General features: G+C 66.1%; 16 protein-coding genes. 11 read left to right on the plus strand and 5 right to left on the minus strand.

The features are described 5' to 3' along the window. The first annotated feature begins 24 nt into the window (after positions 1-24). The 10 genes from FFS35_RS12480 (at position 25) to FFS35_RS12525 (ending at position 10,001) form a co-directional block, all read left to right on the plus strand. Positions 25-447: a metallopeptidase family protein gene (locus tag FFS35_RS12480; RefSeq protein ID WP_137787430.1), complete on the plus strand. Its 423-nt coding sequence runs from the start codon at positions 25-27 to the stop codon at positions 445-447. Beyond that, positions 444-1,022, plus strand: a complete 579-nt coding sequence (gene ccmA, locus FFS35_RS12485; protein WP_137787431.1) for a heme ABC exporter ATP-binding protein CcmA — start codon at positions 444-446, stop codon at positions 1,020-1,022. Before FFS35_RS12480 ends, ccmA begins: the two co-directional genes overlap by 4 nt. Continuing rightward, complete coding sequence (locus tag FFS35_RS12490) at positions 1,019-1,654, plus strand: heme exporter protein CcmB (protein ID WP_137787432.1); 636 nt, start codon at positions 1,019-1,021, stop codon at positions 1,652-1,654. Before ccmA ends, FFS35_RS12490 begins: the two co-directional genes overlap by 4 nt. Next, entirely contained in the window at positions 1,651-2,409 is a 759-nt protein-coding gene (locus tag FFS35_RS12495) for a sulfite exporter TauE/SafE family protein (protein WP_137787433.1), read from the plus strand. The genes FFS35_RS12490 and FFS35_RS12495 overlap by 4 nt, the downstream gene beginning before the upstream one ends. A gap of 19 nt (positions 2,410-2,428) precedes the next feature. Further along, positions 2,429-3,136: a cytochrome b/b6 domain-containing protein gene (locus tag FFS35_RS12500; RefSeq protein WP_137787434.1), complete on the plus strand. Its 708-nt coding sequence runs from the start codon at positions 2,429-2,431 to the stop codon at positions 3,134-3,136. Then, positions 3,133-3,879 (plus strand): molybdopterin-dependent oxidoreductase, encoded by a 747-nt coding sequence (locus FFS35_RS12505; RefSeq protein WP_137787435.1) that lies wholly within the window; start codon positions 3,133-3,135, stop codon positions 3,877-3,879. Before FFS35_RS12500 ends, FFS35_RS12505 begins: the two co-directional genes overlap by 4 nt. A gap of 16 nt (positions 3,880-3,895) precedes the next feature. Further along, positions 3,896-5,137 (plus strand): cyclopropane-fatty-acyl-phospholipid synthase family protein, encoded by a 1,242-nt coding sequence (locus FFS35_RS12510; protein ID WP_137787436.1) that lies wholly within the window; start codon positions 3,896-3,898, stop codon positions 5,135-5,137. 9 nt (positions 5,138-5,146) lie between these two features. Beyond that, the gene (locus FFS35_RS12515; RefSeq protein ID WP_137787437.1) at positions 5,147-6,370 is read left to right on the plus strand and encodes an argininosuccinate synthase; all 1,224 of its coding nucleotides are present in this window, start codon (positions 5,147-5,149) and stop codon (positions 6,368-6,370) included. A gap of 85 nt (positions 6,371-6,455) precedes the next feature. After that, positions 6,456-8,174 carry a hypothetical protein gene (locus FFS35_RS12520; RefSeq protein WP_137787438.1) on the plus strand — a complete coding sequence of 573 codons (1,719 nt, stop codon included), beginning with the start codon at positions 6,456-6,458 and terminating at the stop codon, positions 8,172-8,174. Between the two features lie 138 nt (positions 8,175-8,312). After that, on the plus strand, positions 8,313-10,001 hold the full coding sequence (locus FFS35_RS12525; RefSeq protein WP_137787439.1) for a hypothetical protein: 1,689 nt from the start codon (positions 8,313-8,315) through the stop codon (positions 9,999-10,001). Here FFS35_RS12525 and FFS35_RS12530 read toward each other — a convergent pair. The 4 genes from FFS35_RS12530 to FFS35_RS12545 all read right to left on the minus strand — a co-directional run bounded on the left by FFS35_RS12530 (position 9,988) and on the right by FFS35_RS12545 (position 12,628). After that, a complete protein-coding gene (locus tag FFS35_RS12530; protein ID WP_137787440.1) occupies positions 9,988-11,118 on the minus strand; it encodes a GNAT family N-acetyltransferase in 1,131 nt (376 codons plus the stop codon). The genes FFS35_RS12525 and FFS35_RS12530 overlap by 14 nt on opposite strands. Before the next feature lie 107 nt (positions 11,119-11,225). Then, entirely contained in the window at positions 11,226-11,696 is a 471-nt protein-coding gene (locus FFS35_RS12535; protein ID WP_137787441.1) for a RidA family protein, read from the minus strand. Between the two features lie 33 nt (positions 11,697-11,729). Then, on the minus strand, positions 11,730-12,359 hold the full coding sequence (locus tag FFS35_RS12540) for an HAD family hydrolase (protein WP_137787442.1): 630 nt from the start codon (positions 12,357-12,359) through the stop codon (positions 11,730-11,732). Next, a complete protein-coding gene (locus tag FFS35_RS12545; RefSeq protein WP_137787443.1) occupies positions 12,356-12,628 on the minus strand; it encodes a DUF3572 family protein in 273 nt (90 codons plus the stop codon). Before FFS35_RS12545 ends, FFS35_RS12540 begins: the two co-directional genes overlap by 4 nt. Before the next feature lie 32 nt (positions 12,629-12,660). On the opposite strand from FFS35_RS12545, the gene FFS35_RS12550 reads away from it, so the two are divergent. Then, positions 12,661-13,023, plus strand: coding sequence for a response regulator (locus tag FFS35_RS12550; protein ID WP_137787444.1), 363 nt, complete (start codon positions 12,661-12,663; stop codon positions 13,021-13,023). Positions 13,024-13,122: 99 nt separating this feature from the next. Here FFS35_RS12550 and rpmG read toward each other — a convergent pair whose 3' ends face one another. Further along, positions 13,123-13,290: a 50S ribosomal protein L33 gene (gene rpmG / locus FFS35_RS12555; RefSeq protein ID WP_007407030.1), complete on the minus strand. Its 168-nt coding sequence runs from the start codon at positions 13,288-13,290 to the stop codon at positions 13,123-13,125. Positions 13,291-13,294 lie beyond the last annotated feature (4 nt).

Raw genomic sequence — 13,294 nt, forward strand, 5'->3', positions numbered from 1 at the left:
TGCCCGCCCTGCCCACCCCCGCGTATGGCGAAGCGCATGGACGGGCAAGAGGTGATGGGCGAAGCGCCCTCGGCGGATGCGATCGAGGCGCACGCGCGCGGCGTGATCGCGCGCCTTCCGGCCGAATTTCGCGCGCACGTGGGCGATATAGTCTTTGCGGTAGAAGAGCTCGCCGATAACGAGACGCTCGCCAATATGGGCATCGACCATCCGCTTGATCTGACGGGCCTGTATCATGGCCGGCCACTGGGCGAGAAATCCTCGCTCGATTCCGGCGCGATGCCCGATCGGATCCTGCTTTATCGTCAGGCCATCCTGGCCGAATGGTGCGAGACGGGGGTGCGGCTGGACGATCTGGTGGCGCATATCACGATCCATGAGATCGGGCATCATTTCGGCCTTTCCGACGACGACATGCACGCGCTGGAAGACGCGGTGGCGGATTGAGCGCGCGGCTGAATTTCAGCAACGTGCAGTGCGTGCGACGCGGGCGCACGCTGTTCGAGGGGTTGTCCTTCGCGCTTCAGGGGGGCGATGCGCTGATCCTCACGGGGCCTAACGGCGCCGGCAAATCGAGCCTGCTGCGCGTCGCCGCCGGCTTGCTGCCCGTCGCAGCCGGCAGCGTGCAGCATGAAGGCGACCGGGCCCTGCTCGCCGAAGCCACCGCGCTGGACGGGGCGCGCGAGGTCGCTGACGTGCTGCACTTCTGGGCGCGGCTGGATTCCCGGCCCGCACCAGCGGCGCGCGTCGCCGCCGCGCTCGACGCGCTCGATCTGGCAAACCTCGCAGACGTGCCGGTGCGCCTGCTCTCCACCGGGCAGCGGCGCCGCGTCGGGCTGGCGCGTGTGGCCGCGAGCGGCGCGCCGATCTGGCTGCTCGACGAACCCGCGACCGGTCTGGACGCCGCCGCCGTAACACGGCTGGAGGGGCTGATCGGGCGCCATCGCGCGCGCGGCGGGATTGCGCTTATCACCACGCATCAACCGCTTGCCGTGGTTGACGCGCTGGAGATAAGGCTGTGACCGCGCTGATCCTGCGCGACCTGCGCCGCGCCTATGCTTCTGGCGGGGCGACGCTGACCGTCACCTTCTTCCTGCTTGTTGCGATCCTTTTCCCGTTTGCGATCGGCCCGGATCAGAAGCTGCTCGCGCGGATCGGCAGCGGGGTGATCTGGGCGGCGGCGCTGGTGGCGGCACTGCTGCCGGTGGAGCGACTGATCGCGCCAGACCTCGATTCGGGAACGTTCGATCAGTTCGCGGTGCGCGGCCTATCCGCCACCACTGTTGCGACTGCCAAGATCGCCGCGCACTGGCTGGCTTTCGCGCCGCCGCTGATGGCCGCCGCGATCGCTGCCGCCGGGCTGCTCGATCTGTCGGCTGAGGTACTGGTGAAAGTGGAGATCGGGCTAGCGCTCGGCACCCCCGGCCTCGCCGCGCTGGCGGTGATGAGCGGGGCGCTGGTCGCCGGGCTGCGCGGTGCCGGCGCGATCGCTGGCCTTGTCATGCTGCCGCTCGCCATTCCGCTGCTGATCTTCGGCGCCGGGGCAATCGAGGGGGGCGCGGGCGGGCTGAAGCTGCTCGCGGCGACCAGCCTGCTGCTCGTCGCGGGCGCGCCATTCGTCGCGGGTGCCGCGATCCGCGCGGGGATGGAATGATCGCCCTCGCAGACATCGCCCTGGCCGCCGGAGCCGGGGTTGTCGGCGGGATGATGAATGCGCTGGCCGGCGGCGGCACCTTCGCCACACTTCCCGCGCTGCTGGCGCTCGGGGTGCCCGCCAATATCGCCAACGCCACCTCGAACGTCGCGCTGATGCCGGCGGCCGGCACGAGCGCATGGGCTTTTCGCGACGAACTGAAGCCGCTCGGGGACGTGAGCGTCCGCGTGCTGGCAGCGATCACGTTCGTGGGAGGGCTGATTGGCAGCGCGCTGCTGGTGCTGACGCCGAGCCACGCCTTCGATCTGATCGTACCCTGGCTGGTGCTCTATGCCTTCGTCCTGCTGGCGATCGGGCCGCGCGCGGCGACCTGGCTGCGCGCGCGCGTTTCGATCGGTGCACGCACGTTGATGACGGCGCAGGCGCTACTCGGTGTTTATGGCGGCTATTTCGGTGGCGGCGTGGGGATGATGACCACCGCGACCTATGGCCTGCTCGCCGGCCACTCCCCGCGTGAGATGTTCGCACCGCGCACGCTGATGCTCGCGATCGCCAATGCGGCGGCGGCAATCGTGTTCGTCATCGCCGGCATGGTAGCGTGGAGCGCCTGCGTGCCGATGGTGACGGGATCGATCATCGGCGGCTGGTTCGGCGCGCGGGTGGGCAGGCGCCTGCCGAACGGCGCGGTGCGAGTGTGGACACTTTTGGTGACCGGGGGAACGACGCTCGTGTTCTTCTGGCGCGCCTATCACTAAGCGGTTATCATGTGCCGTGATGGCCGACCCATTTCCCCCCGGCGCGCGCCTTTACCGCCACCGTATCGCCACGCGGCTCTGGCACTGGATCAACGCTATCGCGATCTTCATCCTGATCGGCAGCGGGTTGGGCATTTCGAACGCGCATCCGCGACTCTACTGGGGGCAATATGGCGCCAACTTCGATCATGCGTGGGCTGAACTGCCGCATTTTCCGGCGTGGCTGACGATTCCGGCGAATTACAATCTCGCGCTGTCGCGGCGCTGGCACCTGTTCTGCGCGCTGGTGCTGGCGTTCGGGCTGCTCGTCTATATGATCGCGAGCCTCGTAAACCGGCATTTCCGGGCCGATCTTCGGCTTCGCGCGGGGGATCTTGCGCCACGCCACCTGTGGGCGGACGCAAGGGCACATCTCGCCTTCCGCTTCCACGATCCGGCGCATCCGGGCGCATATAACGTGTTGCAGAAGATCGCCTATGTCGCGGTGATATTCGTGCTGCTGCCGCTCGTGATCCTTACCGGTCTCACGCTGTCGCCGGGGATGGACGCGGCGTGGCCGTGGCTGCTTGATCTGTTCGGCGGTCGGCAATCGGCGCGCTCGCTGCATTTCATCGCGATGGCCGCGATCTCCGGCTTTATCGTCATCCATCTGGCACTCGTGATCCTTGCCGGCGCGTGGAACGAGGTTCGTTCGATGGTGACAGGCTGGTGGCGAGTGCCGGAATGACATTGTTCACCCGCCGCTCGATCATCATTGGCGCGCCTGCCCTGCTCGCCGGATGCGACAAGGTGGTGCAAAATCCCACGGCCCGCGCCATCCTGTTCAAGGGCGAGGACATGCATCGCGGGCTGCAACGTGCGCTAACCGATCGCGGCGCGCTGGCGCGGGAGTTTTCGGCTGACCAGCGCTCGCCGATCTTCCGGTCGAACGGCACGCGGGATCCGGGCACGTCGGAATATGCCGCGCTCGCGGCAGGCAAATTCACGGACTGGCGGCTGCGCGTAGGCGGTCTGGTGGCACACCCGCTGTCGCTCACCTTGTCCGATCTCGCACGTCTGCCGAACCGCGCGCAGATCACCCGCCACGATTGCGTCGAGGGGTGGAGCGCGATCGCCAAATGGCAGGGGCCGACGCTCGGCGCGGTGCTGAAGGCCGCCGGATTGCGTGACGCGGCGCGCTACATCGTGTTCACCTGCGCGGATCTCTATGGTGGCGCGCCCTATTACGAATCGATCGACCTGGTTGATGCCTTTCACCCGCAGACGATCCTGGCCTGGGCACTGAACGACCGGATGCTTCCAATCGCCAATGGCGCGCCTTGCCGCCTGCGCGTGGAGCGGCAGCTGGGCTACAAGCATGCCAAGTATCTCATGCGGATCGATGCGGTGGCGAGCCTAGCCGACATCGGAAAGGGGCGCGGCGGCTATTGGGAGGATAATGTCGATTACGACTGGTATGCCGGCATCTGATTGCTATGCCCGTGCCATGTCCCTGATCGACCTGTTTCTTTCGCGCTCCGTCAAGCGCGGCCGCCTCACGCTCCTCCGCCCCGGCACCCAGCCCGCCTCCTTCGGCACCCCCGAACCCGGCTATCCCGACGTGACAATTCGCTTCGCCGACAAGCGCGTCGCGCTGGCGATCGCGCGCAACCCGGCGCTAGGCGCGGGCGAATGCTACATGCATGGCCGGCTGATCGTGGAGCAGGGAGATATCCGCGATCTCGTCAATCTGCTGACGATGAACGATAAGTGGGAAGCAGGCCAGAACAACCTGGATCCAAGCTGGCTCAGCCGCGCGGTGGGCGCGGTGAAGTATCGCCTCGATCGGATCAACATGGAGCGGCGATCGAAGAAGAACGTCGCGCATCACTATGATCTGTCGGCGCGACTGTACGATCTCTTCCTCGATCGCGACAAGCAATACAGCTGTGCCTATTTCACCGATCCGGACAACAGCCTGGAGCAGGCACAGCTCGACAAGCTCGCGCATATCGCCGCCAAGCTTGCACTGCAGCCGGGGATGCGCGTGCTCGATATCGGCTGCGGCTGGGGCGGGCTTGCCCTTTACCTGAACCGTCATTTCGGTGTCGAAGTGCTGGGCGTCACGCTGTCGGAGGAGCAGCTCAAGATCGCGCGCGAGCGGGCCGCGGCAGCGGGCGTGGCCGACAAGGTGCGTTTCGAGCTGATCGACTATCGCCGCGTGACCGGCAGCTTCGACCGTATCGTGTCTGTCGGGATGTTCGAGCATGTCGGCCCGCCGCAATATCGCACCTTCTTCAAAAAATGCCGCGATCTGCTGGCTGCCGAGGGCGTGATGCTCGTCCATACGATCGGCCGCATGGGCACGCCCGGCGTTACCGACGACTGGACGGTGAAATACATCTTCCCCGGCGGCTACAATCCCGCGCTGTCAGAAATTGTCCGCGCGTACGAGGGCCTGCGCCTCTTTCCCACCGATATCGAGACGTTGCGCGTCCATTATTCGTGGACGCTCGATCACTGGTACGACCGCACCGTCGCCGCGAAGAACGCGATCGTCGCGCTATATGACGAGAATTTCTATCGCATGTGGACCTTTTATCTCGCGGGCGCATCGGCGGCGTTCAGGCACGGCGGCCTGTGCAATTATCAGGTGCAGCTCACCAAGGGCCGTTTCGCGGTGCCGGTGACGCGCGATTACATGTTCGAGGGCGAACGGGCCTTGCGCGAATCCGCCTCCGCCGCATAGGGGGCGGCCATGAGCGAGAAGATCAACCGCGTCGTCCTGGCCTATTCGGGCGGGCTCGACACCAGCGTCATCCTGAAATGGCTCCAGCAGACCTATAACTGCGAGGTGGTGACCTTTACCGCCGATCTCGGCCAGGGCGAGGAGTTGGAGCCAGCGCGCCGCAAGGCGGAGCAAGCCGGCGTGAAGCCCGAGCATATCTTCATCGACGATCTGCGCGAGGAGTTCGTCAGGGACTACGTTTTTCCGATGATGCGCGCCAATGCCCTCTACGAAGGGCTGTATCTGCTCGGCACGTCGATCGCGCGGCCGCTGATCGCCAAGCGCCAGATCGAGATCGCGCGACAGGTGGGCGCCGACGCCGTCAGCCACGGCGCGACCGGCAAGGGCAACGATCAGGTCCGGTTTGAGCTGGGCTATTACGCGCTCGCGCCGGACATCAAGGTAATCGCCCCGTGGCGCGAGTGGGATCTCACCAGCCGCACCCGGCTGATCGAGTTCGCCGAGCAGCATCAGATCGCCGTTGCCAAAGACAAGCGCGGCGAGGCGCCCTTCTCTACCGACGCGAACCTGCTGCACACCTCGTCAGAGGGAAAAGTGCTGGAGGATCCGTGGCAGGAGGTGCCGGACTACGTTTATTCGCGCACCGTCAACCCCGAGGATGCACCGGATCAGCCAGAGTATATCACGATCGATTTCGAGCGTGGCGACGGCGTGGCGCTTAACGGCGAGGCCTGTTCTCCCGCGACGCTGCTGACCAGGCTCAACGAGCTAGGCCGCAGGCACGGCATCGGCCGGCTCGATCTGGTCGAGAACCGGTTTGTGGGGATGAAGTCGCGCGGGATGTACGAAACGCCGGGCGGCACCATCTATCACCTCGCGCATCGCGGGATCGAACAGCTCACGCTCGATCGCGGCGCGGCTCACCTTAAAGACGAGTTGGCGGTGCGGTATGCCGAGTTGCTCTATAACGGGTTCTGGTTCTCGCCAGAGCGCGAGATGCTGCAGGCGGCAGTCGATCATAGCCAGGCGAAGGTTTCCGGCACGGTGCGGCTGAAGCTGTACAAGGGCAGCGTGATCGTTGTCGGCCGCAAATCGCCCAACTCGCTTTACAGCGAGAAGGTGGTGACGTTCGAGGACGATCAGGGCGCGTACGATCAGCGCGACGCGGCTGGCTTCATCAAGCTCAATGCGCTGCGACTGCGCCTGCTGGGGCGCCGCGACCGCGAGTTCTGACGGCCGGTTTCATGCGCAGGCCGGGGCGCCCCGGAGCCGGCACGGCTTTAGCCCGATATTAACCACGCCGGCCTAGCCCGGACCCATGGTCAGATTGCCATCCCGGGCGTGGCGCGACGCGCTGATCGCGCTTCTGCTGGCGGTGGCGATCGGGGCCGCGCAGGTCTGGCGGGGCTGGGCAGACCTCAGCGCGTTGCGCCTTCCCGATTCAGACGACATGATGCGGCTGCAACAGATCCGCGACTGGCTCGGTGGACAACGCTTCGGCGACGTGGCGCAATATCGGCTCGGCCTGTCCGGCGTCGCGATGCACTGGTCGCGCCTCGACGATCTGATCCCGGCGGCTATAATCCGCGAGCTTGCACCGCTGGCCGGAAGGCACTGGGCGGAAGTCTGCGCGGTAATCGCCTGGCCGACGATATTGCTCGCGGCCGCGATCTGGCTGATCGGGCAAATCGCAGAAACCGTCGGGGGCAACGAAGCCGGCTGGCGCGCGATGATCCTGGCGCTAGCCGCGCACCCTGCCAGCAGCCTGTTCGTGCCGGGCCGGATCGATCATCACAATCTGCAGATGGTGATGATTCTGGTCGTGGCGCTCGTGCTGGTGCAACCCGCCACCTTTCGCTGCGGGATCGCCGCCGGGATCGCCGCGGGATTGAGCTTTGTTGTGGGCATGGAAACCGCACCGCTGCTAGCCGCCGCCACCGGGCTGATCGTGATCGAGTGGATATGGCGAGGAAATGAATCGCAGCGGCGCCGCCTGCTTGGTTTCGGGCTGGGGCTGGGCGGCGCGACGGCCGCAGGCGCCTTATTCTTCTCGACCGGCGACTGGGGCATGCCCGCCTGCGATGGCTTCACCGCGCTCGTCGCGCGCGCAGCGGGCACGATCGCTGCGCTGACGACCGTTATCGGCATGACCCGATCGAGTTCAGCCCGATGGCGCGCGCTGATCGCAACCATGGGCGGCTCGGTGCTTCTCTATACAATGATCGTGACGGCGCCGCAGTGCCTGTCGCCCTATGGCAATGTCGATCCGCTGCTGCGGCACTTGTGGCTGTCGCGGGTCGGCGAGGCGATCCCGCTTGCCGCCGCCTCGCCCGTGCTTTCGATCAGCTATGCGGGGTTGATGATCGCCGGCATCGTCGCCGGCGCATGGCTGACGCTACGGACGCGCAGCCGCGGCTGGGGGACATTACTGGCACTGCAGCTTTTCGCGCTGGCGGTGACGTTCGTCCAGATCCGCGGCGCGTACCCCGGCGCGTTGCTCGCCCTTCCGGCGCTTGCGTCGGTGATCGCGATCGCCACGCGACATGGCCGCGTGGCGCTGGCAGCATCATGGATCGCGGCAACGGGCATATTCTACCCGCTGGCGGCGGCGGCGCTCCCCGCCCCGCCCGCTCCGGCCAAAACCGCGGGCGGCGACTGCGCATCCACCGCGCTGATGGCCGCGCTGAACACCGCCCCGGTCGGGCTCGTAATGGCCCCGATCGATACGGGCGGCCCGGCAATCGCCACGACGCATCATCGGCTGGTCGCGGGTGCCTACCACCGCAACAACCCCGGAAATCTGGCGATGTATCGTTTCTATCTTGGCACGCCTGGGCATGCGCTGAGCGAAGCGAGGCGCCTGAAGCTCGATTACGTCATCGCCTGTGACGGTCTCGGCATCCGCCCGCCCTCAACCAGCCTTGGAGCGATGCTGGCGGGCGGCAGAAATCCTGATTGGCTGAAGCCGATAAGCAGATCTCCCGACGGGGCGACGCTGTATCGCGTACGCCCTGCAAGCGGACCGCCCGCGCGCTAGAGACCGACGCTGGCGGAGGCAATTCCGCAACGCTTCCCGCGTATCCGCCGCACACCGCCCAACCGCGACAGGTAAAGCCGGGCCGGATGCTCCCGAAGCCGTTGCCGTTTGCGAACCCGGACCCTAGAAGCGCGACGCATGGAAGGTCCGGGGGCTCCTTTACGCTGGTGGCAGACGCGCTGGTTCGTGGCGCTGGCAACGATCGTCGCGATCGTCCCGCTGCTATGGCCGACGATCCCGCCCCTGGTCGATCTGCCGGGGCATATGGGGCGCTATCGCGTCCAGCTTTCGCTCGATACGGCGCCGTGGCTCAGGCAGTGGTTTGATTTCCGATGGTCATTGATCGGCAATCTCGGAATCGATCTGCTCATCATCCCCTTCGCCAAGCTCTTCGGGCTGGAGCTGGGCGTAAAACTGATCGTCATGACGATCCCGGCACTCACCGTCGCCGGGCTGCTGTGGATCGCGCGAGAGGTGCATGGCCGCATCCCGCCGACCGCGCTGTTCGCGCTGCCGCTCGCTTATTGTTACCCGCTGCAATTCGGCTTCGTGAATTTCGCGCTGTCGATGGCGCTCGCGCTATGCCTGTTCGCGCTGTGGCTGCGGCTTGGACGACAGAAGCGCTTCTGGCTGCGCACCGCGATCTTCGTGCCCGCCTCCTGCATCCTGTGGCTGTGCCACACGTTCGGCTGGGGAGTGCTCGGCGTGCTCGCCTTCTCCGCCGAGATGGTACGCGAGCACGATCGCCGCAAGGATGCCGGGTCTGGCCATTGGGTGGCAAGCTGGTTCCGGGCGGGGCTAGCCTGCCTTCCGCTCGCGTTGCCGATGCTGATGATGGTGCTGTGGCGATCCGGCGACCACGTGACGGGCCAGACCACCGACTGGTTCAACTGGCGGCGCAAAGCGGCCTGGACCCTGATGGTGCTGCGCGACCGATGGCTGGCATGGGACGTGGCGGGGATCGCCGCGCTTTACCTGGTGCTGCTTCGCGCGGTGCGTGATCCGGCGAGTGAATATTCGCGCAACCTGGGGCTTTCGGCGCTGTTCCTCGCCGCCGTCTATCTGCTGCTCCCGCGAATTGTGTTCGGCTCGGCCTATGCCGACATGCGGCTGGCGCCGTTCGTGATCGCGATCGCGGTGATCGCGATCCGCCCGCGCACCACCATGTCGATGCGCCAGGCGGGCATCCTGGCCACGCTGGGGCTTGCCTTCTTCATCGCGCGGATCGGCGGCACCACGATAAGCTACTGGCTGTTCGCGCAGGATTATCGCACCGAACTGGCCGCGCTGAACAGGCTTCCTGTGGGCGCGAAGGTCGTCAGCTTCCTCGGCTATCGCTGCGACGATCCGTGGACGATGTCGCGGCTCGAGCATCTGCCGGCGATCGCGCTGGAACGGCGACTGGCCTATACGAACGATCAGTGGTCGATGGCGGGCGCGCAACTGCTCACCGCGCGCTATTTCATCGCCGGCGGTTTCGCGCACGATCCCTCGCAGATCGTCACGCGGAAATGGTGCCTTCGGCAATGGTGGCGGCCGGTGGGCTTCGCGATGGCGCGCTTTCCGCGCAACGCGTTCGATTATGTCTGGCTGATCCGCACACCTGCGTTCGACCCGCGCTACGCGAGCGATCTCGTGCCGATCTGGCGCTCGCCCGATGGGACGAGCCAGTTGCTCAAGGTGGATCACACCCGCCCCGTGCCGGACATCGACGATGCGGAACTGATCCCCGCGCCGCTGCTGGAACTGCGTGAGCGCATGCGTCAGAAGCGCGCCGCCGAAGCGGAAGCAGCCGCCCGGCCGCAGCCTGTCGCTACCCCTTCCTGAACGGCGTGAGCTGCTCAAGGAACGTGCGGTCTTCCTCGATCGCCGCGCGTTCGCGCACAAGGAAATCGGCCACCGCCCGGCGGAAGCCCGGATCGGGGAGATAATGAGCGGAGAAAGTGGGCACGGGCACATAGCCGCGCGCCAGCTTGTGTTCGCCCTGCGCCCCCGCCTCCACCGTCGACAGACCGCGCGTGATCGCCGCGTCGATGGCCTGATAATAGCACAGTTCGAAATGCAGGAAGGGCACCTCCTCAACGCAGCCCCAGTACCGCCCGTACAACGTATCCGCGCCCACCAGGTTGAGCGCGCCGGCGATCGGCGCGCCATCCCGCTCCGCGAGGATCAGCAACACCTTGTCTCCCATCCGCTCGCCGAGCAGCGGGAAGAAGCCGCGCGCAAGATATGGCCGGCCCCATTTGCGGCTGCCGGTATCCTGATAGAATTCCCAAAACGCGTCCCATTCGCGCGTTCCGATTTCCGCCCCGGTCAGGTGGCGGATCGTCAGCCCGTCCACCGCCGCCGCGCGCTCCTTGCGGATCGCCTTGCGCTTGCGGCTGGAAAGACGCGCGAGGAAATCATCGAACGTGGCATAGCCTTCGTTGCGCCAGTGATATTGCGTGCCCTGCCGGACCAGCCAGCCGGCGGCATCGAACAGCGGCACCTGATCGGGCGCGAGGAAAGTGGCGTGGGCGGAAGAAAGCTGGTGCCGGTCCGTAACCGCCTCCAGCGCGGCGATCAGCGCGGGCGCGGCGGCGGGATCACGCAACAACAGGCGCGGTCCGGGCACCGGCGTGACGGGCACAGCGACCTGCAATTTCGGGTAGTAAGCCCCGCCCGCGCGCTGCCACGCCTCCGCCCAGGCGTGATCGAAGACATATTCGCCCTGGCTGTGACTCTTGGCGTAGCTTGGCGCGATCGCGGCCGGGCGGCCATCCGCGCCATCGACGATGACGGGCAGGGGCTGCCACCCGCTGCGGCCGCCGACGCTGCCCGACTTCTCGAGCGCTGAGAGAAAAGCATGGGAAACGAAGGGATTGGCGCTGCCCGCGCAGGCATCCCAATCATCCGGGGAAACCGCGGAAACCCCCTCGACCATCCGCGCGGTAAGCCCGGTCATCGGCGCGACCGCCATGGCCGCGCCGATGACCGGGCGATAGGGTGAAGCATCGAGGAAAGCGCCATCGCCCCTAACTTAAGACGCGCGGCGCTTCACTCAAGCGGCGATCACAGCGGCTCGCCAACCTCGACGATCGCATCGACCTCCACGGCGGCGCCGAGCGGCAACACCGGGACACCCACCGCCGAGCGCGCATGCTTGCCGGCATCACCGAACAGCGCGACCATCAGCTCGCTGGCGCCATTGGCGACTTTCGGCTGATCGACGAAATCGCCGTGCGAGTTGATGAACACGCCCAGCTTAACGATCCGCTTCACGCGGGCAAGATCGCCGAGCGCGGCCTTCACCTGTGCGACCAGCATCAGCGCACACCGCTGGGCGGCATCCTGCCCTTCCTCGACGCTGACATTCTCGCCAAGGCGGCCAGTGACGACCTTGCCGTCCTTGAACGGCAATTGCCCGGAAACGTGCAGCAGGTTGCCCGCCAGGACGGCAGGCACATAAGCCGCCACCGGAGCGGCGGCTACGGGGAGGGAAAGGCCGAGTTCGGCCAGCTTGCGATCGATGAGTTCGGTCATGCGCGCAGCTTCAACACCGCCACGCCGCGCCGGTCAATCCTCCGCGTGCCGCCCGGCGGCGAAACGCGCCGCGATCCATGCTTCGGCCTCCCGCCAGTCGTCGATCCGCGCGTGCGCTTCAGGCGCGGCGGGCACGCCGGGGGCCAGTTCGGGCTCAGACACCATGTGCAGCCGGTGGACGCGCGGAGCATGTTCGGCGACCGAGGCGTGATGATGCGGCAGATCGTCGACGAACACCGTGACCGGATCACCGTGTTCGGCGACCAATTGTGCCACGGGGCCGCCCTTCCCGCCCTGGTTGCACTCGACGCGATGCTCGATGCCGAAAGCGGCCAGTTGCTCGATGCGCGGCGCACGGCATTCGTCGCCAATATTGGTGAGGATCACGATATCCGCCTGCCCAGCCAGGACCGCCAGCGCCTCACGCGCATGTGGCACCAACGTCTGGCGATGCATCTGCGACGGAAAAAAGCCGCCGAGAAAGCCAAACATCTGCTCCCGCGACGGTGGCTCGCCGGTCACGCGGTGGCGCATATTGGCCGCAAGCTCCCACGAGCGCGGGCGGAAATCGATGTCGTGAACCTCGCCCAGCCAGTCACCAAAGTGGCGGATCATATGAAGCAGCACTTCATCGCAATCGCAGATCAGCAAGGGGCGGGTCATGCAGCCTCCAGTGCGACGCGCGCCGCTACCAATTGTCCCGGCGTGACGCCAAGCGCCTCGGCGCAGGCGATCAGATCCGGCTCATGCCCTTCGAGAAACGTCAGACACGCCGCGAGCACCGCCGCATCGCCGATACGCGCGCGCAGATCATCGGGCGCAAGCCCGGTCAGCGCGATTAGCCGCTCGGCCCGCCGCGGCTCGGCTAACACCCACACCAGGGCGTGGAGCGCGAGCGCCTGAAGGTCGGTGTTTGTGTCTGCCTCTCGCATTGCGTATCTTGTCACCAATAGGGGGATATGGCGTGGCAAAAAGGGTGCTCGTTGTCGAGGACAACGAACTCAATCTGAAGCTGTTCTGCGATCTGCTGCGCGCGCACGAATATGCCGCCGAGCCGGTGCGCGACGGGCGCGAGGCGCTGGACCGCGCGCGCGCGTTCGAACCGGACCTGATCGTCATGGATATCCAGATGCCCTATGTCACCGGGCACGAACTTATCCTCGAGCTCAAGGCGGACGAGGCGCTGTGCGGCATTCCCGTGATGGCGGTGACCGCTTATGCCGGGCGCGAGGACGAGGACCGGATCCGCGCGGCCGGGGCAGCCGCCTATGTATCCAAGCCGATCAGCCTAGCGCGCTTCATGGATACGGTCGGCGGGCTGATTTGAGGGCCACAGCAAAAGAGCCGCTGGCGGATCGCCTGCGGCCCCTCTATCCCGGATATTCCGGGCAAGGATGCGGGCGGCGCATTCACGCCGCCGACGGGATCACTTGATCTTCGCTTCCTTGAACTCGACATGCTTGCGCACGACGGGATCGTATTTGTTGAAGGAGAGCTTTTCGGTCTTGGTCCGCGGATTCTTCTTCGTGACGTAGAAGAAGCCGGTGTCGGCCGAACTGACGAGCTTGATCTTGACGGTGGTCGGCTTGGCCATCACC

It is taken from the genome of Sphingomonas sp. 3P27F8 (genome assembly GCF_005502745.1).
Taxonomy (GTDB): domain Bacteria; phylum Pseudomonadota; class Alphaproteobacteria; order Sphingomonadales; family Sphingomonadaceae; genus Sphingomonas.

What these genes read in the sequence shown, in the direction of transcription:
- rpmG (WP_007407030.1), bottom strand. Translation starts at nt 13,290, where the DNA reads ATGGCCAAGCCGACCACCGTCAAGATCAAGCTCGTCAGTTCGGCCGAC.
- FFS35_RS12545 (WP_137787443.1), bottom strand. Translation starts at nt 12,628, where the DNA reads ATGCGAGAGGCAGACACAAACACCGACCTTCAGGCGCTCGCGCTCCAC.
- FFS35_RS12540 (WP_137787442.1), bottom strand. Translation starts at nt 12,359, where the DNA reads ATGACCCGCCCCTTGCTGATCTGCGATTGCGATGAAGTGCTGCTTCAT.
- FFS35_RS12525 (WP_137787439.1), top strand. Translation starts at nt 8,313, where the DNA reads ATGGAAGGTCCGGGGGCTCCTTTACGCTGGTGGCAGACGCGCTGGTTC.
- FFS35_RS12495 (WP_137787433.1), top strand. Translation starts at nt 1,651, where the DNA reads ATGATCGCCCTCGCAGACATCGCCCTGGCCGCCGGAGCCGGGGTTGTC.
- FFS35_RS12510 (WP_137787436.1), top strand. Translation starts at nt 3,896, where the DNA reads ATGTCCCTGATCGACCTGTTTCTTTCGCGCTCCGTCAAGCGCGGCCGC.
- FFS35_RS12535 (WP_137787441.1), bottom strand. Translation starts at nt 11,696, where the DNA reads ATGACCGAACTCATCGATCGCAAGCTGGCCGAACTCGGCCTTTCCCTC.
- FFS35_RS12515 (WP_137787437.1), top strand. Translation starts at nt 5,147, where the DNA reads ATGAGCGAGAAGATCAACCGCGTCGTCCTGGCCTATTCGGGCGGGCTC.
- FFS35_RS12500 (WP_137787434.1), top strand. Translation starts at nt 2,429, where the DNA reads ATGGCCGACCCATTTCCCCCCGGCGCGCGCCTTTACCGCCACCGTATC.
- FFS35_RS12505 (WP_137787435.1), top strand. Translation starts at nt 3,133, where the DNA reads ATGACATTGTTCACCCGCCGCTCGATCATCATTGGCGCGCCTGCCCTG.
- FFS35_RS12480 (WP_137787430.1), top strand. Translation starts at nt 25, where the DNA reads ATGGCGAAGCGCATGGACGGGCAAGAGGTGATGGGCGAAGCGCCCTCG.
- FFS35_RS12520 (WP_137787438.1), top strand. Translation starts at nt 6,456, where the DNA reads ATGGTCAGATTGCCATCCCGGGCGTGGCGCGACGCGCTGATCGCGCTT.
- FFS35_RS12530 (WP_137787440.1), bottom strand. Translation starts at nt 11,118, where the DNA reads ATGACCGGGCTTACCGCGCGGATGGTCGAGGGGGTTTCCGCGGTTTCC.